General features: G+C 52.0%; 16 protein-coding genes and 1 pseudogene. 3 read left to right on the top strand and 14 right to left on the bottom strand.

The window, feature by feature from the left end; translation table 11 throughout:
- Positions 1 to 72 precede the first annotated feature (72 nt).
- A pseudogene (gene tatC / locus ACN5NT_RS19335) lies at positions 73 to 836 on the bottom strand (twin-arginine translocase subunit TatC).
- Between the two features lie 180 nt (positions 837 to 1016).
- On the opposite strand from tatC, the gene ACN5NT_RS19330 reads away from it, so the two are divergent.
- The 3 genes from ACN5NT_RS19330 to ACN5NT_RS19320 all read left to right on the top strand — a co-directional run bounded on the left by ACN5NT_RS19330 (position 1017) and on the right by ACN5NT_RS19320 (position 4542).
- The gene (locus ACN5NT_RS19330) at positions 1017 to 1286 is read left to right on the top strand and encodes a GIY-YIG nuclease family protein (protein ID WP_419176544.1); all 270 of its coding nucleotides are present in this window, start codon (positions 1017 to 1019) and stop codon (positions 1284 to 1286) included.
- A gap of 172 nt (positions 1287 to 1458) precedes the next feature.
- Positions 1459 to 2838, top strand: a complete 1380-nt coding sequence (locus ACN5NT_RS19325; protein ID WP_419176543.1) for a sigma-54-dependent transcriptional regulator — start codon at positions 1459 to 1461, stop codon at positions 2836 to 2838.
- Positions 2839 to 2844: 6 nt separating this feature from the next.
- A complete protein-coding gene (locus ACN5NT_RS19320) occupies positions 2845 to 4542 on the top strand; it encodes a two-component system sensor histidine kinase NtrB (RefSeq protein ID WP_136797757.1) in 1698 nt (565 codons plus the stop codon).
- A 289-nt stretch (positions 4543 to 4831) separates the two neighbouring features.
- On the opposite strand, the gene ACN5NT_RS19315 is transcribed toward ACN5NT_RS19320, so the two are convergent.
- The 13 genes from ACN5NT_RS19315 to ACN5NT_RS19255 form a co-directional block, all read right to left on the bottom strand.
- Positions 4832 to 10348, bottom strand: coding sequence for a hypothetical protein (locus tag ACN5NT_RS19315; RefSeq protein WP_419176542.1), 5517 nt, complete (start codon positions 10346 to 10348; stop codon positions 4832 to 4834).
- 122 nt (positions 10349 to 10470) lie between these two features.
- Entirely contained in the window at positions 10471 to 11535 is a 1065-nt protein-coding gene (locus ACN5NT_RS19310; protein WP_419176541.1) for a hypothetical protein, read from the bottom strand.
- 136 nt (positions 11536 to 11671) lie between these two features.
- Positions 11672 to 12163 (bottom strand): hypothetical protein, encoded by a 492-nt coding sequence (locus ACN5NT_RS19305; protein ID WP_419176540.1) that lies wholly within the window; start codon positions 12161 to 12163, stop codon positions 11672 to 11674.
- A 182-nt stretch (positions 12164 to 12345) separates the two neighbouring features.
- A complete protein-coding gene (locus ACN5NT_RS19300) occupies positions 12346 to 13356 on the bottom strand; it encodes a hypothetical protein (protein WP_419176539.1) in 1011 nt (336 codons plus the stop codon).
- 126 nt (positions 13357 to 13482) lie between these two features.
- The gene (locus tag ACN5NT_RS19295; protein WP_419176538.1) at positions 13483 to 17355 is read right to left on the bottom strand and encodes a hypothetical protein; all 3873 of its coding nucleotides are present in this window, start codon (positions 17353 to 17355) and stop codon (positions 13483 to 13485) included.
- Positions 17356 to 17992: 637 nt separating this feature from the next.
- Entirely contained in the window at positions 17993 to 19273 is a 1281-nt protein-coding gene (gene murA / locus ACN5NT_RS19290) for a UDP-N-acetylglucosamine 1-carboxyvinyltransferase (protein WP_419176537.1), read from the bottom strand.
- A gap of 23 nt (positions 19274 to 19296) precedes the next feature.
- Positions 19297 to 20172 (bottom strand): peptide chain release factor N(5)-glutamine methyltransferase, encoded by an 876-nt coding sequence (gene prmC, locus ACN5NT_RS19285; protein ID WP_419176536.1) that lies wholly within the window; start codon positions 20170 to 20172, stop codon positions 19297 to 19299.
- A 119-nt stretch (positions 20173 to 20291) separates the two neighbouring features.
- Positions 20292 to 21362, bottom strand: a complete 1071-nt coding sequence (gene prfA, locus ACN5NT_RS19280) for a peptide chain release factor 1 (RefSeq protein WP_419176535.1) — start codon at positions 21360 to 21362, stop codon at positions 20292 to 20294.
- A gap of 143 nt (positions 21363 to 21505) precedes the next feature.
- Positions 21506 to 21721, bottom strand: coding sequence for a 50S ribosomal protein L31 (gene rpmE, locus ACN5NT_RS19275; protein ID WP_136797740.1), 216 nt, complete (start codon positions 21719 to 21721; stop codon positions 21506 to 21508).
- A gap of 174 nt (positions 21722 to 21895) precedes the next feature.
- Entirely contained in the window at positions 21896 to 23146 is a 1251-nt protein-coding gene (rho, locus tag ACN5NT_RS19270) for a transcription termination factor Rho (RefSeq protein ID WP_136797738.1), read from the bottom strand.
- A 434-nt stretch (positions 23147 to 23580) separates the two neighbouring features.
- Positions 23581 to 24183, bottom strand: coding sequence for a dephospho-CoA kinase (coaE, locus tag ACN5NT_RS19265; RefSeq protein ID WP_419176534.1), 603 nt, complete (start codon positions 24181 to 24183; stop codon positions 23581 to 23583).
- Positions 24184 to 24206: 23 nt separating this feature from the next.
- Positions 24207 to 25166 (bottom strand): RluA family pseudouridine synthase, encoded by a 960-nt coding sequence (locus ACN5NT_RS19260; RefSeq protein WP_419176533.1) that lies wholly within the window; start codon positions 25164 to 25166, stop codon positions 24207 to 24209.
- Positions 25167 to 25223: 57 nt separating this feature from the next.
- The gene (locus ACN5NT_RS19255; RefSeq protein WP_176360070.1) at positions 25224 to 25703 is read right to left on the bottom strand and encodes a CarD family transcriptional regulator; all 480 of its coding nucleotides are present in this window, start codon (positions 25701 to 25703) and stop codon (positions 25224 to 25226) included.
- Between the last annotated feature and the right edge of the window lie 181 nt (positions 25704 to 25884).

Below are 25884 nucleotides of genomic sequence, written 5' to 3'. Positions count from 1 at the left end.
CTACTGCAAGATTACCAGAGACATTAGTTGTCAGTTTTATTGATTATTCACCGAGATTGCCTAACAATACCGTCAACCCTCTTTAAAGTCGCTGAACTTCTTTTTGCCAAAGAACCAGACACACACCAGACTGACCTCGTAGAGGATAATCAAGGGAATTGCCATCATCAGCTGATTGACTACATCTGGGGTCGGAGTGAGTATTGCGGCAATTATAAAGTTAACCAGAATCGCATATTTTCGATTTCTATTGAGAAAGGCTGTATCAATAACCCCAACTTTGGCAAGAAAAACCATGAGAATGGGCATCTCAAAGATTGCACCAAAGGCAAGTAGCAATCGTATGGCCAGTGAGAAATACTCGCTCACGGCCGGCATTGAGGTCAGGAACTCGTTGCTGTAACCGACCAGAAAGCGAAAAGCCGGTGGGAATACTACCAGATAACCGAATACCGCACCTGCAAGAAAGCACACAGTGGAGACGCAGGTAAATGGAATTAAGACTTTCTTTTCGTGTTTATAAAGACCGGGCGCGATAAAACGCCAGATTTGGGAGAAGATGACCGGACTGGCCAGGAGAATACCACAGACAAGGGCAAGTTTTAGATAAAAAAAAACCCTTCCTGGTATGAGGTGAAAATGACTGAAGAGCCTTCAGGCAGCACTTCTGTAAGGGGTTTCAGAAACCAGTGTCCAATAGGCTCTATTACTGCGTACGATGCGCAAAAACCGGCAAATACGGCAGCGAAAGCGAAAATCAGGCATGATCGAAGCTCACGCAGATGTTCCGTCAGGGCCTGGGCCTCAAATTTTTCTTTTGTATTGTTTTGATCCATTAGGTTCGGTATAGAATTACGTTCGGGTTATCGCTTGTATTTTAGCAAAAAACCAATATCCTGATACAATTTCTGACTGCACACCCTGATTACCATCTGCCGAAGGAATTTGCAATCCCCGTCACCCGGTTGAAACATAGAGTAATCATCCATCAAGCGAACAGGCAATTAATAAAGACAATGTGCGAATGGTTTGTATACATCCTCAAATGCTCCGACGATAGTCTCTACACAGGAGTCACCACCGATCTTGAGCGAAGAACAAAGGAACACAACTCACCATCAGGCGGTGCCCGGTATACCAGATCACGCAGGCCTGTTGAACTGGTATACTCTGAAAGGTGCAATAATCGCAGCATGGCCTGCAGCAGAGAATACCGCATAAAACAGCTTACCCGCGCCCAAAAGCAATTACTTATTGCCCAGCCCCCAACTGCATCCCTCCCCTGATCAACCACCGCCGCTTCCGAATTCACACAAGCGGGTTTAACATCTTGTGCAATCCTTAAAGGTATTATAGAGTTAAGCGATACGTTACGAAGCTCTACGAAACACTCGGATAAATTATTTTACTACGGATGCTGAACCCTCAAGGCTAAGCTCTCAATACCTCGCGCGGACTATGTTTCAAATTCTTGTCATTGATGACGAACGGAGCATGCGGGATTTTCTTAAAATCCTGCTTACAAAAGAAGGCCACCAGGTAGTTACCACTGCCAATGGCGAAAAAGGACTGGAATATTTACAGGACAATCGATGCGATCTGGTGATTACCGACATTCGCATGCCAGGCATGAGCGGGCTGGAACTCCTGGAGGCTGTGAAAGAGGAGACGCCTGATTTACCCGTAATCATGATCACCGCCTTTGCCTCACCCAATGATGCGGTCCAGGCCATGAAGTACGGAGCCTTCGATTATATCAGCAAACCGTTCAACGTCGATGAGATAAAATCAGTCATCGCCTCGGCTATCAAGCAGAGTGGTGGAGAAACGAGCGAAAGCACGAGTGACTCTTTTCCCGGCATAATTGGCCAAAGTCGGGAAATGGTGAAAATCTTCGACATGATAAAGAGAGTTGCTCCCACTCCTGCCAATGTGCTCATCTACGGTGAATCCGGAACGGGTAAAGAGCTTGTCGCTCAGGCAATTCATCGGCTCAGCAAAGTCGCAAACAATCATTTTATACCAATCACCTGCAGCGCTATTCCCGAAGAGTTGATGGAAAGCGAACTTTTCGGCCACGTCAAAGGTTCCTTTACCGGTGCCATCAATGATAAGCTCGGTCTTTTCGAGGTTGCGAATAATGGCACTGCCTTTCTCGACGAGATCGGTGAACTCAGCCCGATCATCCAGACCAAATTACTTCGCGTTCTGCAGGAAAGGGAGATCAAACCTGTTGGCGGTAACATCTTCCAGAAAATCAATGTACGGATCATAGCCGCCACCAACAGGGTGCTCGAAGACGAAATCAGCGCAGGCAGATTCCGCGAAGATCTTTTCTATCGACTGGCAGTCGTGCCGATCAGGGTTCCTCCCCTCAGGGAAAGAAAAAGCGATGTACCTTTGCTTGTTCAGCACTTTCTGGAAAAATACTCAAATCTCCTAGACAAGGAAGTTCATGAAATTTCCAGTTATGCCATGCAGGTACTGATGAATTATGATTTCCCTGGCAATGTCAGAGAGCTGGAAAACATCATCGAACGTGGTGTAGCTCTCGAAAGCTCAAATATAATCCTGCCAGAGAACCTCACCCTGCCCGGAGCAAAGGTGGCACCACCCTCTGGAAACGGGGAGGAAACCGGTAACGGGACATTACGCGCAATCACCAGCGAGGAAGAACTCTACCATCTTGGTCTTGAAAAGGTTTTGGCAAATATGGAGAAACTCTTTATTTCCCATGCACTTGACAAAACCAATCACTCCAAGATGCGAGCCGCCGATCTGTTAAAAATCAGCTTTCGCTCGTTTCGCTATAAAGTAAAGAAGTACGACATACAATAACAGTGCATGACGTTTAAAGACATTTTTCAGCTTTCCAGGCAAAGCGACACCGTAGACCAGATACTCCGCTCCCAGCTCTTATGGATGCTACTGCTCAGAGTTGTGCTCTACACAATGTTGAGTGGTCTATCTATCTACTTCGGCAGCACAAATCTCGACATTATCCTGATGCCGTCTGAATTTCTGCTGCTGTTACTTTTAGCTGTCTACCTGACTACTATTTTTTCTGCCTATTACCTGGTAGCTGCTCAAACCCATCTAGCCCGGTTCGGTTTTGTCCAGAACTTGCTGGATACCCTGTTTGCTACCCTGCTGATATACTATACCGGTATCTCACACTCCATATTCTCTTCCATCTACTTCTTCCCGATTATTGCCGGCGGCCTTGTTCTCCCGCGTAAAGGCGGGATGATCGCCGCTGCTTCATCAACGTTGCTCTACGGGCTTATTCTTACCTTTGAAGTCTACGGCTATTACCCGAGCTATCTGTTGCGTCTTGGTTTTATCGGTGAAACAGATGCCATGGTCAACCTCAACCACTTTTCTATTCATGGGCTCACCTTTTTTCTTGCCGCAATTCTGAGCGCTCTGTTTAGTAGGCGTATCCGTAAAACAGAAGATGCGCTCTCTACATCACTGCGAAACTACGAACAGCTTGCTGTTCTTTACAAACAAATCTTCGATAACATTGCCACAGGCATCATAACCATTGACGGTGCCAACTTTATAACTTCCGCCAATAAAGCAACCAGTGACATCACAGGTTATCCTGTTACTGCACTGGTAGGAAACAGATTGACCCGATACTTCCCCACTCTTGCGCTCTCTTCTCCGCGCCTCAGACAATCCACCGACTTTACGACCAATGACAACGAGCGGATACGCCTTGGCTATTCCTATGTCGAGTTGACCACCACCAAAGAAAACGGCGTGGCCCGCTCCGACAATCACAAGATTATTACTCTTCGGGATATCAGTGAAATCGAACAACTCGAACGGCAGATGCGCCAAGCCGAAAAACTCGCCGCCATCGGTATGATGAGCGCCGGCATCGCCCATGATTTCCGCAATCCACTTACTGCCATTTCCGGCTCTGCCCAGATCCTTGCCGACGAGTTCTGCAGGGAGGGGAGTGAAAACCAGTCCAACTATGAGCTGGCTAATATAATTCTTCGCGAGTCCAGCCGGCTGATCGATACAATTGGCGACTTCCTCAAGTTCTCCCGCCCCGAGGAGTTGACCAGGGAATGGTTTTCACTCAAGGGTTGTCTTGATGAAGTGATGCAGGTGTGCCATGCAGACCCCACCTGGCCGCTATCTGCCAGAATTGAAGTGCTGTTTGACGAGACCGTGGATATCTGGGCTGACCGGAAGCAGATGTTTACCGTGCTCAATCACCTGATTCAAAACGCCAGGTCGTTCTGCCCGCCGGGCAGGGAACTCATTGAAGTCAGCGCCTTTGAAACGCAGGATCAGCAGGGAGCAGAAATCATTCTGGTGGAAATCAGTGATAACGGCAGCGGTGTTCCCAGGGAAAACATTGAGAAGATCTTTGATCCTTTTTTCACCTCCAGGGCTGACGGCACCGGCCTGGGCCTTGCCATCGTCATGCAGGTAATGCAGGACCACAACGGGTCTATCAGAGTAGCCGATAATGTGTACGGCGGCGCCAAGTTCCTGCTGTCCCTGCCGGTACCTGCCTGATCCCCCCATATACCGGGCAAAGGCAATTCACCAGCCGAGCCCCTATTGCCCTCAGGCTCGACCATCTGCCGCCTGAAGTTCTCTTTGCAGGAACATCCTGCCGAATACACCCTTGGCAAGCCGGGCTGGATGTGGGCTAAGCAGCTCTTCAGGTCATCGACATCTTCCTTAAATCTCAAGCAGTAGCGTCCAACCCCAACAATCCCGATCTCAATGCGACCGGCGCCACCTTGGCACCGCAACCGGGTGGGGACGTGTATCGCCAAGCGTGTTGACTGTTCTACTTGTTCTATTGACTGTTCAGCCAGGTAAGAGCTTCAGTCATGGTGTTCTGATCAAACTTGAGGCGAAGCTTCAGATATACGCCGCTTGCCGTATACGTGCTCTGCGAGAAGTCTTCATCGTGGAATCCCATGAAATTGTAGCCCAGGCTGGCCCAAAGATTGTTCGCAAAAAGATAACCGATCGAGGCTCCGGAGCTGTAATCGAACTGACCGCTGTTCCATGAGTGCAGCACGCTGCCATGAAGACCGAGGTCCCAGCGACTGTTCAGGTTATAGCGGGTCTCCAGGGCGACCAGGTCGGTAAAGCCGTCATAGTGTGAGTCGTCGATGTTTTCACGGACATATTTCAAACCATAGTAGGGAGCGATCTGCCAGCTACGACTGGGCTTGTAGTTGCCCTGCAGGTTGTTGATAAATCGCCACGCCTTGTCGTCATGCTGGGAACTTTCATCCCGCTCGTATATGGCGTCCAACCGATTCAGGATAATCCAGCGACTCTCGCGGGGCCGGTAGGCCAGGCCTAGGGTCAGCTCCTGCTCGTTGCTCGTAGCACCGTCAGCACTGTCCGTGTAATACCCGGTATATCTGGCTGAGGCGGACATACCTTTGCGGATCTGACCGATCAGGCTTGAAATCACGCCGTACTTATCTTCGTCGTCACCGTGGCGGAATTCCAACCGGTTGTCCCAGGACCAGCTCTTTTGCTGGTAGCTGGCGCCCAGCGAGACAGCGGTGAAATCCTCATCGCTGCCATGGGCGTCAGGGACATCCACGTCAAAATCGTAGCTGTCAGCTTCCTTGATGGTGTAGCTGCGATCGAGGCTGGCGTCCACGCTCCAGTTCTCGCTCACTTGCCAGGTCTGGCCAAGGCCGAACAGGGCGAAGAGCCGTTCTCCATTCTCATTGAGCTGCCGTTCAATGGTGGTCTGTGCGTCGCTGCCGCGCCAGGGTGATGCCTTGATACCGGCCCTCGTCCCCTCGCTGGTTACATCATCCCCCCAGCTGAATTCCTGTTCGGCAAACAGGCTGACCTGCTTGCTGAGCCGGTAATCGGCCCCGAACAGGGTCTGGGTGGGATAATCGGTATTTTCGTTCTTACCGCCAAGCGATTGTTCATGCTGGGCACGCAGGGTCAGTTTGCGGTCGGCAGTGGTCCAGTTGCCGCCGGTCAGCAGCTGCTGACTGTGCTTGCTGCTGCCATCCCCGAGACTATCCCTGGCGTCACGGACACCGGCACTGATCGAGAACCGGTCATACTCCAGGTCGCCGCCAAGCTCCACCACATCCCGCTGGGCATCGGTGGTCAGGTTGTCCTCATGATAGGCCAGCGCTGAGATCGATGCCTCATCATTGATGCGGTAGCTCCCCTCGGCGCCATACTTGCGGGTTCCCGACTCACTGCCGTTCTGCTGCCCTAGCCCGAACTCATCATCCTGTTCACGAAAATAGACAATCCCCTGCAGCGTGCTGGACGTGTGCATATACTCGACGAGATAGGCCTCGCCGTTTTGATCCAGGGAAGCATCCTCGGTGTCGGTGGTGGCTGCTTCCAGCCGCAGACTGTTGTTTGCGTTGAACCGGATAGTGGCGTCGACACCGTACAAATCACCCTCGTCGACACCGGAGTCTTCATGGATCAGAGAAGCACCTACCTCCAGCTTCTGGTCCAACATTTTGACTGCCGCACGCCCGCCGTAATTGAACTCACTCTGGTTCGAGGTCCTGGTTTCGTAGTCGGCAACGATGAAGATCGGGTTGAAGCTTTCGTCCTTGCTGGCGATGGGCCGCTTGAAAAAGAGTGTGCCGTCCCCGTAATCGATGTTGTAATCGATGTGCCGCTGCATGGTCTGGGAACTGAGGATCTTCTCGCTCTGAAACCGATCCCGGGTCTCGATGACGATGGTCTCCGAGTTGATGACCAGATCCTGATGGGACAGGTAATAGCGCCCGGAAGTTCCATCGCCGCGAATCTCGTCCTTCACAAACCCCTGCCTGGTGTCGGCCGCGAACAGGTTGAACTCGATCTTTTCGCCCTGCAGTTCCGATTTAAAGCCGTTCATGCTGCGGCTGTAGCGGGACAGCTCGGTTTGGGTCAGGCCGGTCTGCATGTCGCCAAAGAGGGCATAGAATTGATTTTTTTCCAGCTTCACGTAGATCTTACGGGCGCTGGCGGCCTCGTAGCTCTGCTGGGTCTCGTCTCCGTAGAGGGGATAGTAGCTATCCGGATCGATGATCTGGTACAGGCTGTCGCCATCCAACTCCTCCTTGTCGGAATCATAGGCCACGGTCAACAGCCATTCACCCTTGATGGCGCCCTTGGCAAAAAACTTGATCCGGCCGTCCTCGTAGAAATGGTCGTCGACCTCCGCCTCATCCAGGCTGACCTGGTTGCCGGAGAGGGTGTTGTAGCCCAGCGTCCCTTCGGCAAAGCCGACCAGGATCCACTCCCGGGCGACCGGTTTCAACCAGGCGCTGATCTCTTCAGTCTCATCTTCCAGCGGCAGACGGACCACTGCCTCACCGGATTGCGGGGTCGGTTCCAGAATGATCCTGGCAACTCCGTCCGGGCCGACCTGATATTTTGGCCTGTCGGTATCAAGGCTGCTGTTTTTTTCCGACTTGTCGATCAATTGACTGTAGGGCGGCTCGACCGAGAATTCTCCGATCATGCCGCTGCTGACCGGATAGCCGTCCCGGTCGGTGAGGCGCACCGCAATCACCGGCGGGGTCTTGCCGTCTGCAACCAGGGTCGATTGATCCTTGACCAGCTCGGCATGGGCTGGTCCGAACGAGTAGTGGACCAGGCGGGTCAACTGCTCGACCAGCTTGCCATTCGCATCGTACAGATCGGCTGTCAGGTTATTGTCGCCCTTGTTGATACCGATCCCGCGCCAGATGGAGACCGCTGTCGAACCGGCCTGGTTTGCAGTGGTGCCTTCAAAGGCCAACGGACTGACATCCCGGCCGTCGAGCCGCAGTTTGACCTTCAGCCCGGCGGCGTGTTTGATGGCGGCCTTGATACTCGGGATCGCCGGTGTTTTGCCCGGCTGCGGCCAGAGCCATTCCGACCCGCTACCGGCGCTTGCCAGCCACGCCTTGTCGTAGACCGGCATTTTTTCTGTATCCGGCAGGTCTTTTTCCGGCAGATCGGCATCAGCACCGGGCCGCGGACCGACGGTCTCCGCCTGCTGCAGGCCGCTGTTGGCCTTGATCAGATCCAGGACCGGCGTGCTATCGGCCCGTTTTCCTTTGTTCCGGATCAGGTTGTCGACCATCGGGGTTCTCTGGTTCTGCTGCTCCGGTGAGTTAAAGGTCAGCACGGTACGGAGTGCCATTTCCTGTGGCGCGCCCTCGCCAACCCTGGTCTTCAGGGTGATCTCCCCTTGCCAGTCGGCCGGCCTGTCACCCAGCCGGTAGGTCAGGACCGGTGGATTCCCCCCTGGATCTTCGATTGGCTGGTCACCAAGGCGACTGCTGCCGGCAAGATACTCAAGCCCTTTAGGCAAAATAACGCTGAGCCGCAGGTTCTTCAGGTCAACCTGGCTGATGTTGAGGGGAATCTGCCAGGAAACACGATCTTCATCAAGCGTGCTGTTCAGTTCGATAGTGACTGCACCCTTCGGTTTCTCCTTGAGTTTGACGTGAAAGTCTGCGCGCCACAGGGTGCCGCCCTGAATATCCACGAACTGGGAGAAATTGCGACCACCGAACTGGTTGTTCTCTTCACAGGCGATCGGTTCGTAGGCCGGAGGCAGTGAAGCCAGATCGACTTGGACGACATGGGTGCCCGGCTCGATCCCCTCAAAGTGGTAACGGCCCTGTTTGTCACTAACGACATAGGTTCCGTCTTCCAGGTAGATGCGGACACCGCCCAAGCCTTCCAGTTCGGTATCCGGCTTGTCACAACCGCCGGTCATGACCCGGCCGATCAACAGCGAGCTGCTCCTTAGAAAATCTTCCCTGATCGTGACCACCGCCGAAGCCGTGTTGGAAGACAGGCCACCCTGTGCCTGGGCGGCTGCACTGTTTCTATTGTATCCGGTCCTGGTTCCTGCGCCGACTTCGGCGACATAGCGGATTTCCACACTTGCCCCGGGGGCCAGGTCGCCAAGACGGTAGGTCAGGGTGCGGCCATCTGCAGAAATTTCCGGGTCCTCGGCGCTGAGCCCATCAAGCCGCGTCGAGCCGGTCTGATAGCGAAAACCCATGGGGAGTCTGTCGGTGACCACCACATCGGCAGCGGTATCGTTTTGGTCAAAATTCTCCACCTGGATCGTGTAGCCGACAAAATCGCCGATGGCGGCTTCGTCCTTGTTGGCCTCCTTTTGCACCCAGATCCCGGTCCTGACCGGATCGACCGGAATGTCGATATGCACTGTCGGGCCCGGATTGACGGTGAAGGACTCGCCCCGTGACCCTGACTCGATGGCATAGGGGGCACCGGGCAGACTCTGGAGCGATGAGGTCGGCACCGTCGAGGGTGCAATGTAGCCGGAAGGCGGTTCGATCTCCAGCCGATAGGTGCCGGGAACGATCAAGGGAAAACGATAACCGCCAACAGGGGCAGTATAGGCTCGCCCGCTGGAATCGTAGGTGACACTGCCACTGATTACCGTAGCCGGGTAACTGCTCACCCCGTCATTGCCCAGAACCGATGCCGTCTGCCCGGTCACGGTATCGATCAGGGTGACTGTAGCACCGTTTACCAGCTGGCCGGTGTCGCTGTCAAAGACCACACCGAACGGATCGACCAGGGCGGTGCTGGTGGCGACATCCGAGACATCCAGCTGATCGTGATAGCGGGCTGTCAGGGTGTCGTCCTCCACCAGCGACAGAGTCCCGTCGTTGGTTACAGCCGCATCTCCGCTGGAGGGAATATATCCGGTGAAGACACCGGTATTCGGGCCGGTTTCGGTCAAAAGCAGCACTTCCCTGTCGCCTGTGACCGTCGAGGTGACGGTTACGACGATGGTCTCTGCCAGGGTAATATCCTGGTTCTGATCCTGGTCCGTCACCCGCAAAAAGATCGGTTCACCGATATGAAAGATCTCGGTGGGGTTCAGCGGCAACAGGGCGCTGAGGTCTACCGGGGTCGACGAGCCGAAAGGCGTCGGGGCCGGCAGAGGGCTGAATGGGCCGCCTTCGCTGCCGCTCGGGCTGTGCCCCGTTACATTGACCCGAACCTGCTCATACCCTGAGGAAGACGTCACGTAGTTTAAAAATTCAATGGTCGACGGGGTGTTCAACCCCACCGTGATAATTCTGGACAGGTTGGACTGCAGGGTGACCGAGCTTATCGGCCCAGTCTGAAAAGATGCCGAGGCGATATTATCGATGGCAGTGCCGGCCGGGGTCCTAGCAGCTTTTGCAAAGACCGGCATCAACAGCAGCACAAGACAGCTGAGTAGCGCCAGGCAACCCAACAACGCCTGCCTGTAGCAGTCACCGATAGCGGCAGCCGCCCCAGGCAGACGAGCAAACCAGCTTCGCGGCTGGTTTGCCGTATTGTTCTGCTTGTCCAAGACGCACCTGTCCCCCATCCCGGTTGTGGTGCAGGGATCATAAAGCGGCCTTGCGGCCGGGATGTGGGAATCAGGTGAAAACATCGATTGTTTAACTCTTAGTTCTTTCTTCGATAGTGGTTCTAGTTGATTGTCACGGAGAATTTCACCGTGCCGGAGGAATTTTTAAGGATATCGCTACTAAAGGTGCACCGGATGAACCCAACGTCAGCTTTAGTAGCCGGCTCTGAAGGCACCCAGTTATTTACACTCAGATTCTTGTCAAACCATGCCTGTGTACCAAGGCAGTTAGTGTCAGAAAAGGAATGGTATGTAGTGTTTAGAGGGATTTCGTCAATGACCACGACATTTTTTGCAGCCAAATTCGGATCGTTGTTGGTGACCGTAATCGTGTATTCAACTACGTCGCCGGGAATGTGGAAGTTGGAGGTACCGTTGCCTGCTAACTTGCTGATATCAAGCGTTGCCCGAGTGATGTAGGTGCCGGAATTCGAATGTTTTCCATCATAGATGATGTCATCAGTCGCCGATCCACCATCATCGAAAAGAACTATTTCAGAATTGTCATGGGTGTTATTATTATCATTAGGTTTCCTTGGGGCTGTAAGCGCCGCACTATTCTCATCCGCCACCGCGATCGCGATAAGGCTATAGGTAGCCCTTTGGTTTGAGGCACCCGTATCAGGTGTACTGCCTGGATTGGGTGTGTCGGCAATAATCCAAAATGTTTTAAAATTGGACCCGTCTGTATTTGGGATTTGTACCGCTCCAGAAACCTTTTTATCAGGGTTGCCGTCGCCAGTGGAATCTTCCCAGATTTCAACAGAATTCATGGAAAAAGTGGATGTACCCATTTCTTCATGGGTGAGGTCAAAATAATCGTATCCCGCCGCGCTGTTGCTTTCGTTGGTGACGAGAAAGGGCATGAGGAAGTCATCTACACCCGCAACAACATAAACGTCACTTGCTTGTGCTACCACTGGACGGATTTTAGTATCGACTTTAAAGGTCACCTCTTCACTTTGGACAGCAGGGGGGGAATGACCGTCAATTTCAAAGGTCACACTCGCAGTATTCCTGATCGTCTTGTCATCAGGGGTGCCAATCGCCAGTGCCTGGCCTGAAAAGAACAGAGTCAATCCAGTTGCGAGCATCATGGCCACATTTCTTTTCATGTTTCGTTTCATTTCTTCCTCTCCTTTTAAGTTTTCCCTTGCTGCATGGCCAACAACTGTCCAAGGCCGTTTTGCAGTAACTGCTTTTGAACCTGTTTCAATATCTCTTCTCTAAAGCTGTTCTTCTATCGCCATAGATATTGCTGATCTATTTCAGACGAGCCCGAAACTCCACATTCTTACTCTCCCCCGGTTTGAGAGATGATTTGAACACCCAGCGGACATGGGTGTAATCAGCACCGGTGGCCGCGCGTGAAGTACCGTCCTGTTCGACGACAAACAGGTTGCCTGGAGCATCGAAGCTCTTCCCACCGTCGATGGAAAAGGTGACGGTGGTACCCTCTTCGGTGGCTGAGCCGTCGATGTAGACGGTATGCTCAGGGATCGGGTTGTTGATGACCACATCATCAATGGGGCTATCGCTGATGTTGGTGCAGCTGTTGGTGAAAATAACGATGGTGCCCGGCATGACTTTCGCCGCCGGCACCCTTCTGGTCTCCTTTTCCCCCTGTTCATTGACCACCGTCTCCTCGATTTCGGCTTTGGAGACGATGGAGATGGACTCTTGTGCTGCGGCAAAGCCAGCCATACCGGTCAAAACCAGCAGCAGCACGGCAAACAGTGTCTGATACGCTTTCATGATTACTACTCCGTCAATAAGTGTGACTCTTTACGTACTAGGAGCCTGTCGGACTACTGCAATTTTTTCACAAATCAAGGCGTCTGGAGGAAATTAAGCGGAGCCATATAATTAATATTGCGAGCATTAATTTCCGCTCGATAACGCTGAGTTGTGGAAAAAGGGCTTAGTCAGACAGACTCCTATTTGATGGTGACTTCAAAGGTGATGGTGTTGGTTGTACCGGGTGCGGCGCCACCGACCACATCACCGAGGTCGACCTGAATTTCAAAATTATCCGTTGTCGGCTCCGCAAGCGTACCTTCATCGTCGCTGGGATCATCAGTCAGTGGGCTGCCGTTGAGTTCCATACTATCGGCAACATAGGTGGTCGCAGCCGGGATCGGGTCGGTGATCACCAGCCCGGCAGCGGTGCCGCCAACCACCTCGACGGTAATGGTGTATTCGATGGTGGCGCCCGGTACCGGCTCGGTTCCAGTACCAGTCAGCCCGTCTTCGATCACCACCCCGGTCTTGTCAATGGTAACATCGACGCGGCTGACCTGGTAGGTGCCGTCGGCGTTGGCTGACGCACCGCTGGTGCCGACCACAGCCACGACACTGCCGTTATAGCCAGCGTTAGCATATGCCGTTCCTTCCGGACCGGTTCCGGTCTGGGCATCAGCCTGCAGGTTGCTGATACCTAGCTCGGTGTCGGCGGGTGTATCAGGGATATCATTGAACACAAAGAGATGAATACTCTCATCTGCGGCCAAGGCAGGCAGGTTGCTCCCGTCATACAGGGTGTCTGTGCCATCATCGTAGGTGTCGTTATCGTTGGCATCGAAATAGATGGTAGTGGGAGTCTCCGGGTCGAAATCATCGGTAGTATCCGTGTTATCAACCGTCAGGGTGAAGCCCTCCTGGTAATTGCCGGTATTGGTCAGCTCATAGGTGAGCATGGCCTTGGACTCTCCCGGTTTTACAGGAACGTTGCTTCCATCGCGTGAAACCAGGGTAACATCGAGCAACTCGGCAACATTGAAGGTGACGGTGTCACTGTCTTTCTCCAGGTCGATGCCATCAACGTTGTAGTTGACGGTGGCCGTGTTGCTGATGGGAGTGCCCGCAATGGTACCGGCTGCCTCCGCCAGCGACGCTGTGGTACCGACAACAAGGCAGGTCAGCATTATCAGGTTTAGTGTTTTCTTCATCTCCAATCTCCTTTCTCTTTAAATCGATGGATCAAAATCATACTGATTGTCGTTTGTGTTTGGTTTGGTCATAACCTCCTCCCTCTTCGGTATCTGGCCTTATGGTTTCTATTGCCTCTATTCCATCTATTGCAGCCGCACCCTGAAGGTGACGGTGAAGGAAGGATCGGTGATCCCGTCCGAAGCGTTGAACTGCCCGGCGGGCATGAACCGCAGGTACTTGACCGAGGGGTCGGTGCCGTTGCCGTCTGCGGTTGGGATCTGGCTGTAATCCGTGCCGTCGGCAGAGAACTCGACGTGATCGGTCAGATCGTTTAAGGCGGTATAGGTGAGGGTCAATCCGGTGGTCGCCTGGACGTTGCTGATTGTGACTGGCGGATCGGTGACCACCAGCGCTGTATGTTCCGGAATGGGATCGACCAGCAATAGCGAATCGGCATCAGTGGCTGCCAGACCAGTGTTAGTGACCGTGATGCGGTATTCAATGATGGCCCCGGGCACGTCATAAGGGTTCACCATGCCATGCTCCGGATCACTGACCGTCTTCGCGGACTTGACCACGGTCAGTACCGGCCAGGCCACAGGCGTAAAATCGACGCTGGCGCTGTCGTTGGCCGGGTCGCTATCGGTCTGGTCAAGGCCGGTGATACTTGCCGAGTTGGTCACGGTGGTGCCGACCGGGCCGTCAACCCCGACCAGGATATCCAGCGTGGCGCTGTCACCCGCAGCCAGGCTGCCGACCAGCCAGCTACCGGTGGAGTAGCTGCCCTGGCTCGGCGTGCTGGAGATCAAGGTGATCCCGGCCGGCAGGATATCCTCCACCTCGATGCCGGTGGCAGAGTTGGCCCCCTCGTTGGTAACGGTAAGCATATAGGTCACTGCCCCCTGTACCCCGGGGCTGGCGTTATCGATGGTTTTGGTCAGAGCCAGGTCGGTTCCTGCCACAGCAACGTCAACGCTGGCAAAATCATTAGCTGGATTCTGGTCCCCCTGGTCCACCGCGTTGATCGAGGCATTGTTGGTGATATACAAGCCGCTGGTACTGCCCTTGACCCTGGCGATGATGTTAAGCTGCGCTGTTTGATTGTCCGAGAGGTTACCGATTGTCCAGATGCCGGATGCCTGGTCATAGTTGCCGGTGCTGGAAATATAGCTGACCTCTGGCGGCAGCAGGTCCCTTACCTCCACACCGGTGGCATCGGTCGGTCCGTTGTTGGTGATGGTGACGGTGTAGATGATATCCTGATGCTCGTTCGGGGTAGGATCATCGACGGTTTTAGTGATGACGAGATCGGTGCCGTCGACGGAAATCACACTGCTGGCAACGTTGTTGAGGTAGTTTGGATCTGCCTGATCACTTTCGGTAATCATGCCCACATTGGTGATGTTCTGGCCACTGGTGCCGCTATCCACCGTGGCATTGATGGTCAATGTTGCGCTCCCTGTCACGCTGAGATTACCGATATCCCATACCCAGCTGGGTTTACCATTGCTCTTGGCATCATAACTTGTGCCTGCAGAGGCCGAATGGCTGGTGTAGGTAACACCTTCGGGCAGGATGTCAGTGACCGCAACCCCGCTTGCCGGATTCGGACCATTGTTGGTCACCGTCAGCGTGTAGGTCGCGGAGTCGCCCGGGCTTGGGATTGAATTATTGACGGTTTTGGTGATCTGCAGGTCGGTACCGTCTACCTTGATGGTAGCCGCAGCCCAGTTGTTTGACTCAACGTCGTCGAAGTAATCCGAAGCGGTTATCTCGGCCGAGTTGATGATGGTCTGCCCTGCCGTGTCGTTGTTCACGTCGGCATCAATTTGCAGTGTTGCCGTGCTGCCAGAGGAGAGAGCACCGAGCGACCAGACGCCGGTCGCTGGATTATAGCTGCCCTGGCTGATCTGGCCCACGCTGTCGAAGCTGATCCCGGACGGTAGCTGATCCGTTACCGCCACGCCGGTGGCATCGTTGGGCCCATGATTGGTCACCACCAATTCGTAACGGACACTGTCGCCTTCGTTGGGAACCGCGATATCGACCAGAGGGTTGTATGAAGGCCCCACGCCCACCATCTTGGTCAATTCCAGGTCGTGGAAGTTCACCTTGATGTCGACTCCGGCCGAGTCGTTGGCCGGGTTGCTCTCAGGCTCGTTGATAACGGTAAGGCTTGCACTATTGGTCAAGATGGTGTTTGCGGTACCGGGCGCAGGACGGGCCGGGATGGTGAGGACAGCCCCGACACCACTGGCGAGATCGCCCACGGTCCAGACTCCGGTTGCTTCATTGTAGCTGCCCTGGGTGGCGCTGTAGCCTGTGGCCGAATCATAGTTCAGACCGGTGGGGAGCAGGTCCGTAACAACAACGCCGCTGGCGTTGTTGGGGCCAAGGTTCAAAGCCCTGACACTGAAAAAAATCAGTTCATTTTCGGCCGGATACTCATCGTCGACCGACTTACTGATTCGGATATCCGTACCGCCGACATAAAGCTCGGCGCTGGCGGAGTTGTTACCGGCGTATCCGTCTATTTCATTGAGTACAGTGATCGTGGCCGTGTTGACAATGTTGCCGGTGGCGGCACTGACCTGGGTATCGATGGTCAGGGTGGCGGAAGCTCCGGTGTTCAGCATCCCCACTGACCAGTTGCCCGAAACCGGGTCGTAGCTGCCGACCGATGGTGTGCTGGCCTGGTAGCTGAGACCGGCTGGCAGCTGGTCGTTGACCACAACCCCAGAAGCGTTGTTGGGTCCCTGGTTGGTGATGGTGAGGCTGAACTGAACGCTATCGCTCTGCTGTACCACCGAGCTATCAACCGATTTTTCTAGAGCCAGGTCGGTGGCGGTGGTGGTGAAGGTGATGGTATCTGTGCGGTTCACCTCCTGATTGCCGCTGGCGTCGATCGAGTCGATATAGGTAACGGTGATGATCTCCTGATCTGTCGGAGAAGACGCAGGTGGCCAGACCTGAAGAGTTGTATCAGAGGAATCAATATCCTTTGATTTGGTGACTTCCTCGGTCACCACAGCGCCAGTAAACTTTCCGGCCACACCGGTTGCGGTGAGGATAACCACCACCGAGTCGCCGCTTGGCGCGGTGAGTTCTACCCGAATGGTCTGGTCCGGATTGACAGCCAGGGTCTGATCCGCGTCGTCGACCCGTACGTAGATGGTTTCGCCACCGGCGGCCAGGTTGACATCGTTGAAACCATCCAGACTGTCGACAAAACGGACCGTGCCGTCCGAGGTAGTTCCTGTCTCCGGCGGGGTACCGAATGGAGTGATGTAGTCGGAGCCCATCTCGTAGAGGGTCGAGCCAGAGACAAGGTCAGCTCCGTCATCAGTCAAGTTATTGGTTGAACGGGAGCTGCCTGCAAAATAGCGGATGAGGGTGTTGTCATCGATGCCTGTCGTAGCCTTGAAAACAGCGTACGGCAGGCGGAAATCGAGGAAATAGTCGGTGTCGCCGCCGATGGAGGTGTCGGCGATAGACAGTTGGTGATTGCCGACCAGCGGATACTCCGCTGCGACATATTCAGCCTTGTCCGAGGGATCTCCGAGGCCTGTTTTATCTGTATTTTCGCGGAGGGAGATGACTTCTGGCTGGGAGATGCCATCGCACATTATCAGCCATTCATAATCATCGGCATTCTGATCAATATCGATTTCAAAGCCCCAGCCGAACTGGGCAAAAACCCCATTGCCGCCTTGAGTGGGATCTCCGTCCAGACGCAGGCGGTAGTAGAGATAGCTGCCGTCGTTATAGACGTAGGCAGCTGCAGGGGTGTCTTGGTCGGGATTGGTATAGTCCGGGACGACATTGACCCCACCGTTGGCATCACTTTCGCTGTCTTGAATCGGCTTTCCACTCTTGACCAGTTCGAGCCACTGGCTGTCGGTGGGCCAAGCCCAAGCCGTTGCTGCCAGCAGGAGGTTCAAAGCGGACAGCAGTATGGCAATCCCTAATAATTTCTTGAGATTCACTTTCACCATCACCATCGTTGTTGCGTTCATACACGATTAACGCCCCCTCCTCCCAAAGGAGGGTTTGCAAACAGAACGCTTAGTAGCGCAAGGCATCCGTAACCTTGTCGATACAACGACGATGTACAGTCTACTGTCAGTAGAAGTACCCAAGCACCGGACGAACCCAATTTAACGCAATTGCCTGAAAGAAAAAAGGAAAGTACCAATATTTCAATAGGTAAGTAAATAGGTATATTTACCTATTTGTTGAAAAACAACCACTTTTGCCATTAATTATCAGTTCCAGAGCAGGAAATTTTATCAAGAAGGCAGAAATAACTGAAATAACTGATATAATAGTGAGTTACTGAAACAGCGGACAATATACGCAACTACCATGGTGAATGAGCTCCTGGCAGAATCCTCAAACTCTACTATAAAGTTCAATAACTGGTAGTTGGCATAACCTCATCGCCACATATACAATCTGAAAACACCCCCCAGCAACTCACAGGGTTCGTCTTTCCAAAGTTCAAGGGAAAGATTGTCTACCGATTTGGTTTGGATAAAAAAAGCCCCCCAACCGCTCTCATCGCGGTTGAAGGGCTCAAGGCTCATCACAACAATTTACACCATCAGCTTAGCTACGCAGCCGACTGTTTACAGGGGAGTCTCCCCTTCGGTATCACTCCTGCTCCTTCCAGACCCTGGCACCAAGGGCGGTTAATTTATCCACCAGACCTTCATAGCCACGTTCGAGATGATAAATTCTGGAAATTTCGGTTCTGCCACTTGCGGCCAAGCCTGCAATGACCAGCGAGGAACTTGCTCTCAGGTCAGTAGCCATCACCCTGGCACCACTCAAACCATTCATACTGCAGCCATCAACAACTGCAGTGTGTCCATCAACCTTAATTTTTGCCCCAAGACGCTGAAGCTCAGCCACATGCATGAAACGATTTTCGAAGATGGTCTCATGTACTGCACTGATACCTGAGGCAAGAGTCATGAGCGCCATGAACTGGGCTTGCAGGTCAGTAGGATATCCTGGATATGGCGAAGTGGTTATGTCGGTGCCCTTCAGTGGACCAGGTGTTGCGCTGCCATTCGGCTGACGGACCGTGATTGTTGATTCGGTTTCCTCGATTCTGAGACCTGTGGCCCGTAGCTTCTCGAGCAGTGACGGCAGATGCGACGGATTACAATGGGTCACAACCCCCTCTCCACCGGTCGCGGCAATGGCTATCAGATAGGTACCTGTCTCTATTCGATCCGGAATGATTGCACAATTTGCCGGATTCAAGTTCTCGACACCGTGAATTGTGAGTCTGTCGGTATCCCGTCCTTCGATCCTGGCACCCATACCGTTCAGCATGTCTACCAGATTGCCGACTTCAGGCTCCCTGGCCGCATTTTTTATGACAGTGGTACCTTCTGCCTGCACGGCAGCCATCAGCAGATTCTCGGTACCAGTCACAGACGGCAGGTCAAAATAGATTGTGTTGCCTTTCATCCTGCCATCTATGGTGGCGTCAACATACCCACCCTCAAGATCACATGTCACACCAAGCAGTTCCAATCCGTTAATATGGTAGTTGATAGGTCTTGCACCAATAGCACAACCACCGGGCAGGGAAACCCTTGCTCTGCCAAGCCTGGCAAGTAATGGTCCGAGTACGAGCACGGAGGCACGCATGGTCTTAACCAGATCATATGGTGCTTCACCTGATTCGAGATCGGTGGAATCAATTTTCAGAACGTCTCCATTCCGCTGTGATCGCACACCAAGGTTCTCCAACAGCTTCAACATGGTACGGGTATCACGGAGATCCGGTACATTCTTGAGAACATGTTCTCCAGGCGCCAGCAAAGTTGCTGCAATAAGCGGTAGCGCTGCATTTTTAGCACCACTGATACGCACTTCACCCTCAAGCTTTACGCCGCCTTCTATTATGAGTTTTTCCATTTAAGTTTCTTTCCCTGCCTTTCTCAGGCAATAATGGCATGCAGAATTCTGTCGCGACCCGCATAGTCTGAGATAATTTCAACTTTCCGGAAATCCCTGTACCCGGGAACGTGCTCGCTGAACATGGCATGAACAGCCGCGCCCTGATCGGCACCTATCTCCATGAATAGATGGCCGCCCTCAACAAGTATGTCCGATAATTGACGGCGAATACGCACTATCTGATCAAGTCCTTCATCTCCTCCATCGAGAGCCAAGTGGGGTTCATAAACGCCCACCTCCGGCTCAACCTCATGCAACACTGCATGGGTCGTAACATATGGAGGATTGGATACTACCATCGAGACTTTATCGCCTCTGGTAATCACCTCACTGAGCAGATCTGATTGCATCAGCTCCACCAGTTGGCCCACCCCATGAAGAACGCAATTTTCTTTTGTTACAGCCAGGGCTTCAGGTGAGATATCGATCGCCAGGATCTCCCTTTTCAATTCCAGCGCCAATATAATAGCAATAACACCGCTACCGCAACAGAGATCAATAATTTTACCTTCCCCGGGAAAAGAATCTCCGCTCGTTGCGGCCAGTGCCTTCTCGATGAGAAGCTCGGTTTCAGGTCGTGGGATCAATACTTTTGAGTTCACCTTGAAGCTGAGGGACCAGAATTCCTGCTCCCCAAGGATATAGGCTACCGGCTCCCGCTTCACTCTACGGGCAAGCAGTTCTTTAAAACGGTTCTCCCGCTCGATCGGTACTTGATCCTGCCCAAAGGCGAGGAGTTGTGTTCTGCTTTTATTCAGACAATGACCAGCGAGAAGGTACACATCGCTTGTACAATCAGGAATACCTGCGGCCTTGAGCTCGGAAATCCCATATTGTACGAGTTCTGCTATACGCATCAGGGGAGGGAAGATATCTTATGAGATAGGTTTTGAGTGGATGCTGGTACAGAGGCTGGTTACCGGCAACTTGAGGAACAACGCCGGCAACCTATACCTGTAGTTTCTATTGGGTAGATCTACTGAATTTTTTTCAACTTTTCAGCCTGATCTTCAGCTATGAGCGGAAAAATAACATCTTCGAGTTTACCGTTCATAATCTGCTCGAGCTTGTAGAGTGTCAGGTTTATTCTGTGATCAGTGAGACGCCCCTGAGGGAAATTATAGGTTCTGATTCTCTCACTCCTGTCACCTGTACCAACCTGGCTCTTACGATCCTGCGAGATCTTAGCCTGCTGTTCCCGCTGCATGGCATCGAACAGTCGGGCACGGAGAACAGTCAATGCTTTCGCCTTATTTTTATGCTGGGACTTTTCATCCTGGCAGGTAACCACAAGGCCTGTGGGCAGGTGGGTGATACGAACCGCGGAGTCGGTGGTGTTAACACTCTGGCCACCCGGGCCTGAAGATCGATAAACATCAAACTTCAGCTCGTTCATATCTATATCCAGTTCAACTTCCTCGGCTTCGGGCAGAATTGCAACCGTTACCGCTGAGGTGTGAACTCTACCCTGGGTCTCAGTTTCAGGTACACGCTGAACACGGTGAACGCCACTCTCATACTTCAGCTGGGAATATACCTGCTCACCGCTGATGAGGGCGATGATTTCCTTGAATCCGCCTATGCCGAGAGGACTGGAACTGATGGTCTCAACTCGCCATTTCATCGACTCGGCAAATCTCGTGTACATACGAAACAAATCACCCACAAAAAGAGCGGCTTCGTCTCCACCTGTACCAGCCCGGATTTCAAGAAGAGTGTTTTTCTCGTCGTTCGGGTCTTTGGGCAACAAAAGAACCTTGATATCCTTATCGAGTTGCAGCTCACGCTCAGCCAATTCCTCGAGCTCGGCGCGGGCGAGTTCTTTCAGCTCCGGATCTTCATTCTCATCCTTGAGCAACTCTCGGTTCTCAGCAATATCTTCCTGAACACTCTTGTAATCTTCATAAAGTTCGTTAAGCTTCGTCAGGTGAGCGTGCTCACGAACAACTTCCCGGTACTCCTTCTGGTTGTTTACCAGAGAAGGATCTGAAAGACGCCCTTCAAGCTCGGACAGCTTATCTTGCAGTTCTTCAAAATTGCCAAACATAGCTTTGTTTATGGGATACTAGAGATGGAATAAAAAAAGTCCACAGCCATGATGATTCATCACTGTGGACTTGATCAATTTGCGCTGCCGTGAAGCGGATGTAAAGCCCACCATTTTTTGGTGTGCAATCGTCGCAGGGGAGATTAACCCTTCTCGGCGAAATGCTTTGCGTAACGCTGCTTGTACTTCTCGATACGACCAGCAGTATCAATAAGTTTTTGTTTTCCTGTGAAAAATGGGTGACAAGCAGAACAGATCTCAACTTTGATCTCGTCCATAACTGAACCCATCTCAAACTCTGCGCCACATGCACAGGTTGCACTCATTTTCTTATATTCCGGATGAATATCATTCTTCATAATTCCCGATCCTCCAACACATCAACACATGTGATGATCAAATTACAGTATAAGCCGTCAGTCTAAAGACACAAGGTGTGCATTATACCGAGGCAAAACAATTTTTCAACAAAAAATAATTTAAACAATTGGTACTTTTTCCCGGCATACCAATTGTCGTGTGCTCACGAGCAACTAGCCATTCATCGACTCGAGGAAATCCTTGTTGCTTTTCTGGTTCCTCAACTTATCTGTAAGAAAGTCCATGCAATCCGCCGGGTTCATGGAGTTGAGCAGTTTTCTCAGAATCCAGATTCTATTGAGCATATCCGGCTTCAACAGCAGATCTTCTTTTCTGGTACCGGAACGTTTAATATCAACCGCAGGGAAAATGCGTTTATCTGCCATTTTCCTGTCGAGTATCAATTCCATGTTACCGGTTCCTTTGAACTCTTCAAAGATAACCTCGTCCATCCGGCTGCCGGTCTCAATAAGAGCGGTAGCAAGAATTGTTAGGCTGCCACCCTCCTCGATGTTTCGTGCTGCACCGAAGAAGCGCTTCGGTCTGTGCAGCGCATTCGCCTCAACACCACCGGAGAGAATTTTACCACTTGCCGGGGTTACGGTATTATACGCTCTGGCAAGTCTGGTGATGGAGTCAAGAAGAATAACAACGTCTTTTTTATGCTCAACAAGACGTTTCGCCTTCTCGATAACCATCTCAGCCACCTGGATATGGCGCTGCGGCGGCTCATCGAAGGTGGAACTGACAACCTCGGCGGTTTTAACCGAACGGGTCATCTCTGTAACCTCTTCCGGACGCTCGTCGATGAGCAGTACGATAAGGTACACTTCCTTGTGGTTTCGGACAATTGAGTTGGCAATTTTCTGCATCAATACCGTTTTACCAGTACGTGGAGGTGCAACTATCAGCCCTCGCTGCCCTTTACCAATCGGGGCAAACATGTCCATAACCCGCATTGAGTAGTTGTCAGGCTGCCACTCAAGCGTGAATTTTTCGTTTGGATGAAGTGGAGTAAGGTTACCGAACAGAGTCTTTTGCTTCGATGCCTCAGGCGGATCAAAGTTGACACTCTCAACTTTCAGCAAGGCGAAATAACGCTCACCTTCTTTGGGAGCACGAACCAGACCGTCAATCACATCACCGGTTCGCAGGTTCAGCCTGCGGATCTGAGATGGGGAGACATAGATATCATCCGGGCCCGGTAAGTAGTTATAATCCGGAGCCCTCAGGAACCCGAAACCGTCTGGCAGAATTTCCAGTACACCACTCCCCCGCATTTTGCCGTCTTTATCGGCCTGGGCCTGGAGTAAGGCAAATATCAGCTCCTGCTTCCGCATTGAGCTGAAGCCTTCCACGTTGTACTCACGGGCGAGCTTTACCAGCTCACCGATCTTCTTAAGCTTTAATTCCGCCAGATTCATTAACGAGTCTCTCCTTTTCAATCTTTTGGCAGGATCCTTTGGCATTTTGCTAAAGTTGTATATCATCCCCGCCAACATAAAGTAGTCGACTAAGGGCATGCATCTGCATGATTAATTTATAAAAAAATATTCCCGGCAAACCAGTTGTTTTCTAAAAACTGTCTGCGAGGCCTATGTTTGTAATCAGTATTTTTAGTGTATTAGATCTGCTTTAGAGTGGAATATTGGGCCTGAAGCTAAGCAACAGTAATTTTCAGGAATTTAACACGGAAAAATACACCTACCTGAGAGGGTGCTCTATTGAACTGGATTGTACATCTGCTGGAACAAAAGACTCATCAGGAGGCAGGGGCTTTTTTCTCTGGCCACACATTTCTTATACGTGCTCTCCCCTTTGCTGTCAAGCTTTTAAAGCCAATATAACTTGGCTTTTTTTATTCCAATCCAAGCTCTTGCAGATTCCTGGCTAAATGGGAAACCTGCAGTACCGTGGCCCCCCAAACTCCCGAATTATTTATGACACTGTCAGCCATCAGTGCCTTCTCTTCCGCACTGATTTGTGCTGCCACCACCGCCTCAGCCTCTGCCTCAGAAACAGTGTCGCGCAGCATGGTACGCTTTACGCTGAGAGCTGTCGGCACATAGACTGCAATGGTATGATCAAAATCATTCTGCCAGCCTACTTCAAAAAGTAGAGGGACTTCAACCAACAGGTGCTTTCCCGCCGCCGCTTCGATCTCCATCTGCCTGGTGACATATGACCGTATATCACTATGGAGCAATGCCTCGAGCTGCTTTTTCAGGTTCGTATCAGCAAAAATCGCTTTTCGTAACGCCGCTCTGTCCACATCTCCGTTCGAACTTATAAAACGACTCCCCCATCGCTGCTGCAGGGCGAGATAGGCAGATTGACCGGGTTGCAGCAATAACCGACTCACTGCGTCGGTATCAATGGAGCGACATTGCAGCCAGCCGGAAAGCATGGCAGCAACCACGCTCTTACCAGACCCGACAGTCCCTGTTAATGCGATATTCATCTGTAGTCAAGTAATTACTGACTTTATTCAGTTAAAGAATCACAAATCCCCTGCATATCTTCCCACAGAGGTGCTGTGAATGACATTTTTCGACCGGTTACAGGATGCTTAAAGACAAGTTTGAAAGCATGGAGCATCTGTCGCGGGAACATCCGGTTGTTTCGCCCGGGACCATACACCGTATCACCCGCTACCGGATGCTTTATATGTGCCATGTGCACACGAATCTGGTGGGTCCGCCCTGTTTCGATGTTTACCCGCAGCAGTGCATATCGTAGGCCATACTCCTCTTCCACGCGCCAGCTACTTGCTGCGTACCGGCCTGAAGTGCCTTCGCGAATAGCCATTTTCTGTCTGTTGACAGAGTGCCGGCCTATCGGTGCAACAATTCGACCTTCGACCCTGTCCGGTACTCCATGCACGATCGCAAGGTACTGCTTGTCGATATCACGATTCTTGAACATCTCCACCAACTGCCGGTGCACCGTTTCATTCTTGGCGACCACCATGATGCCGGAGGTATCTTTATCGAGCCTGTGAACTATACCGGGGCGAATTGAATCACCCACCCCTTCAATATTGGCACAGTGATAAAGCAGGCCATTGACCAGAGTTCCATTGTGATTTCCACTGCCAGGGTGAACAACCAGGCCAGGAGGCTTTGAGATGACAAGTAAAGCATCATCTTCGAAGATAATCGGAAATTCTATTTCTTCGGGAGCAACAGAGAGCGGAGGTGGCTCGTAGAGCGATCCTGTCACCTTTTGCCCTGCTTTGAGCTTGTAACCGGCTTTAGACGGCTCCCCATCCACCAGGATAAGACCTGACTTTATAGACGATATGATACGTGAACGGGAAACATCAGGAATTTGCTGGACGAGCAGGTGATCGAGCCGTACACCGGCAGTGGTCGGCTCGACCTGAAGAGAGATTGTCTCATCTTCACCCAACTCTGTCTCACTTTCGTATTGAGCTGATTTCATTTCTTCTCAATCGGGCAGGAGAAATGCTGCCGCTCAGTCAATAATTAATAAGAAAATTTATGCAAAGATAGTATCGATTTTCTGGGAAACCGATGCTTCTTCAATCTGTTGTGCTAGAGAGAGCTCTTTTACCAGCAAACTTTTTGCAGTATCAAGCATCTTCTTTTCACCGTAGGAAAGATCTTTATCAACACTCAGCAGGAAGAGATCACGAAGAACCTCGGCAACTTCATGGACAGAACCAGTCTTGATTTTTTCCATATAGTCGCGATAACGCCGATTCCAGGTCTGACTGCCAATCTCGGTTGACCTGTCTTCGAGAATATCGATCACTTCATCGACCTGCTTCTTGTTTACAATCGCTCTGAGACCAACATTCTCACTACTGGCTGTCGGAATCATGATGGTCATTCCGTTCTCAAGAATTTCCAATACATAAAAGGTGTGATCGACACCTGCAACAGATTGAGTTTCAATAGCTTTAATAACACCTACGCCGTGGGCCGGATAAACCGCCATATCACCTTCAGCAAACACTACTTTCTCCTCTGTCGGATACTACATTAAAACTCGAAAATGACTTTTCCCTGTACAGCTGCTACAAACAAAGCTAAACATGCAAAAGCCGGTTTTGTCTCCTTCAGTAAGGAGCAAAACATGCAGACTCGATAACCCAAAGTTCAGAGTTCTGACCATGAGTGCGCGCCTGCGTATCATG

Source organism: Desulfosediminicola sp. (genome assembly GCF_048381775.1).
GTDB classification, from domain to species: Bacteria; Desulfobacterota; Desulfobulbia; order Desulfobulbales; family Desulfocapsaceae; genus Desulfopila; species Desulfopila ganghwensis.
The sequence above is the reverse complement of the archived record's forward strand: the minus strand, read 5'-3'. Positions and strand labels throughout refer to the sequence as shown.